At 43.6% G+C, this 2,590-nt stretch carries 2 protein-coding genes; both read left to right on the top strand.

Annotated elements, in window-relative coordinates; translation table 11 throughout:
• The first annotated feature begins 238 nt into the window (after window positions 1-238).
• Window positions 239-1,762 (top strand): IS21 family transposase, encoded by a 1,524-nt coding sequence (istA, locus tag LB467_RS18455; RefSeq protein ID WP_224475627.1) that lies wholly within the window; start codon window positions 239-241, stop codon window positions 1,760-1,762.
• Between the two features lie 22 nt (window positions 1,763-1,784).
• Window positions 1,785-2,504, top strand: coding sequence for an IS21-like element helper ATPase IstB (gene istB / locus LB467_RS18450; RefSeq protein WP_224475626.1), 720 nt, complete (start codon window positions 1,785-1,787; stop codon window positions 2,502-2,504).
• The last annotated feature ends 86 nt before the right edge of the window (window positions 2,505-2,590 follow it).

The raw sequence follows: 2,590 nt of genomic DNA, 5'->3' as shown, positions 1-2,590 counted from the left end.
TGGATATTCCGGACTAAGCTGACCCCTCTAAAGCCCACCTTTTAGGTATCTGTCATTCCGGCGGATGCTGACCCCCTTATAAATTAAAAAAATGGCTGGCCGGCAAAATTATTCCGGAGCATACTGACCCCTCTGTGAATTTATTCCGGAGCATGTTGACCCCCATTTTTTGAATTGGTTTTTGGTTTATTTGATGAATACCATCAAAAGATAAGTAATGGCCGGAAAACCAAAACGAATGAGTCAAGTAAAACAAATACTCCGTATGCACCAGCAGGGTAAGGGAATAAAAAGTATTGCCAAGACCCTGTCGATCAGTAAGAATACCGTTAGAGGGTATGTTCGTAAAGCTAAAACAAGTACTCTTGCAGTTGAAGCTTTATTAGCTTTAGAAGATCCTGTACTTGAGGGGAAGTTATGGCCCGGAAACCCCGCATATAAAGATGAACGTTATGAACAGCTTAAAAACCAGCTCGAATATTACAGCAAAGAGCTTAAAAAAGTAGGTGTAACCCGTCAGCTGCTCTGGGAAGAGTATAAAGCAAATAACCCTCACCCTTATAGTTATGGACAGTTCTGCTGGCATCTTCAGCAATACCTTCGCAACGGCAAACCCTCTATGGTATTGGAACATAAGCCCGGGGACAAACTTTATATAGACTACGCCGGCAAGCCTTTATCTTATATTGATAGGGCCACCGGGGAAGAGATCGAAGTGCAGGTGTTTGTAGCCTGTCTGCCGTATTCCGACTACTGCTTTGCCCTGGCCGTGCCCAGCCAGAAACTGGAGGATTTTATTTATGCCCTGGGTTGTTGTTTAAAAGGTCTTGGCGGAGTTCCCCAGACCTTGGTGCCCGATAACCTGAAATCTGCCGTGATAAAAGCCAATCCGTATGAGCCGGAACTCAATCGTGCCCTGGAAGACTTTGCCAATCATTATGGTACTTCGGTTACTCCGGCACGTCCAAGAAAACCTCAGGACAAGTCTTTGGTTGAAAACCAGGTAAAGCTCATTTATAACCGTGTATATGCCAAACTGCGTAAACTTACCTTTTTTGACCTTCCTTCTTTGAACCAAGCCATTGCCGGGAAGGTCAGGGAGCATAACCAAACCCGAATGCAACAAAAGGATTATTGCCGGGAAGAAAAGTTCCTGGCCGATGAAAAACATACCCTTCAACCTTTACCCGAAATAACCTTTGAGATCAAATATTACAGGGAGCACAAAGTGGCCAAGAACAATCATATCTACCTGGGGATGGATAAACACTATTATAGTGTGCCCTATACTTATATCGGGATGAAGGTTAAGGTAATCTACACCCGGTCACTGGTAAGAATTTATCACAAAGCAGGCCTTATTGCCAACCATCCCAGAAACCAGAAAAAGGGAGGGTATACCACCCGAAAGGAACACCTGTGTTCCCACCATCAATATTACAAAGAGCGCAGCCCCACCTATTACCTGCAACGCGGGTATAATCATTCTGAGGAATTATATCGGTATATGGAGGCCCTGTTCAAACAGGATAAATATCCTGAACAGCTTTACAAAACCTGTGATGGTATCCTGAACCTCTCAAGAAAAACCAATAGGGAGATTTTTATAAAGGCCTGTTGTATTGCCTTGGATTACGGTCAGTACTCCTATAAATTTTTAAAGCAGGTCCTGGAGAACCGGATGACCGATTATAAAGAGGAACCACAGGTGAAATCCTTGCCAGCTCACGGGAATATCCGTGGGGCTTCTTCCTATAAATAAGTAACTATTAAAATCAAATCATATGAATGCTATTGAAACTCAATTATCACAACTCCGCCTGGGCGGAATGCAGCGAAGCTGGAAAGCTATGATTGAAACCCGGCAACATCACGAACTGTCTTTGGGAGAAGGTCTGGAAGTGTTATTGCAGGCTGAAGCCGAAGAGCGTATCCATCGCCGTTTTGAACGTCTAAAGAAAAGCGCTCAGTTCAGGTACCAGGCAACCGTAGAAGAATTAAACCTGGAAGCCTCAAGGGGGATTAATAAAGATCAAATAACAGAACTGGCTACCGGGAACTATCTGGAAAAAGGAGAATCAGTACTAATTACCGGGGCCACTGGCTGCGGAAAAAGCTTCCTCGCATCGGCTTTAGGACATCAGGCTTGTAGCCAGGGAAATAAGGTCCTCTATTTTAATACCCAGAAATTACTGATGAAAACTAAAATGACCCGTATTGATGGAAGCTTCCTGAAATTCTTTGATAAACTAGCAAAATCACATCTGCTGATCTTGGATGACTTTGGTCTGGCTCATCTGGACAAGAAACAACAAATGGATCTGATGGAAATCATTGAGGACAGGCACGGAAAATCTTCAACCATTATAGCCAGCCAATTACCGGTGGGAAGCTGGTATGATATTATTGGAGAAGCCACCATAGCTGATGCTATTTTAGACCGATTGGTACACACCTCGCATCGTATAGAACTTAAGGGGGAAAGTCTAAGAAAAAAACTGTAATATTGTCATTAACTTATCTTTTTGACCAAAATCCTTAGGGGGGTCAGTATGGCCGGAATGAGGGGTCAGCATCACCGGAATATCCA

Origin of the sequence: Salegentibacter tibetensis (genome assembly GCF_020164485.1) — a bacterium.
GTDB classification, from domain to species: domain Bacteria; phylum Bacteroidota; class Bacteroidia; order Flavobacteriales; family Flavobacteriaceae; genus Salegentibacter; species Salegentibacter tibetensis.
This window is presented reverse-complemented; position numbering and strand designations above follow the sequence as displayed.

Coding starts and splice junctions, on each gene's coding strand:
- istA (WP_224475627.1), top strand. CDS start 239: ATGAGTCAAGTAAAACAAATACTCCGTATGCACCAGCAGGGTAAGGGA.
- istB (WP_224475626.1), top strand. CDS start 1,785: ATGAATGCTATTGAAACTCAATTATCACAACTCCGCCTGGGCGGAATG.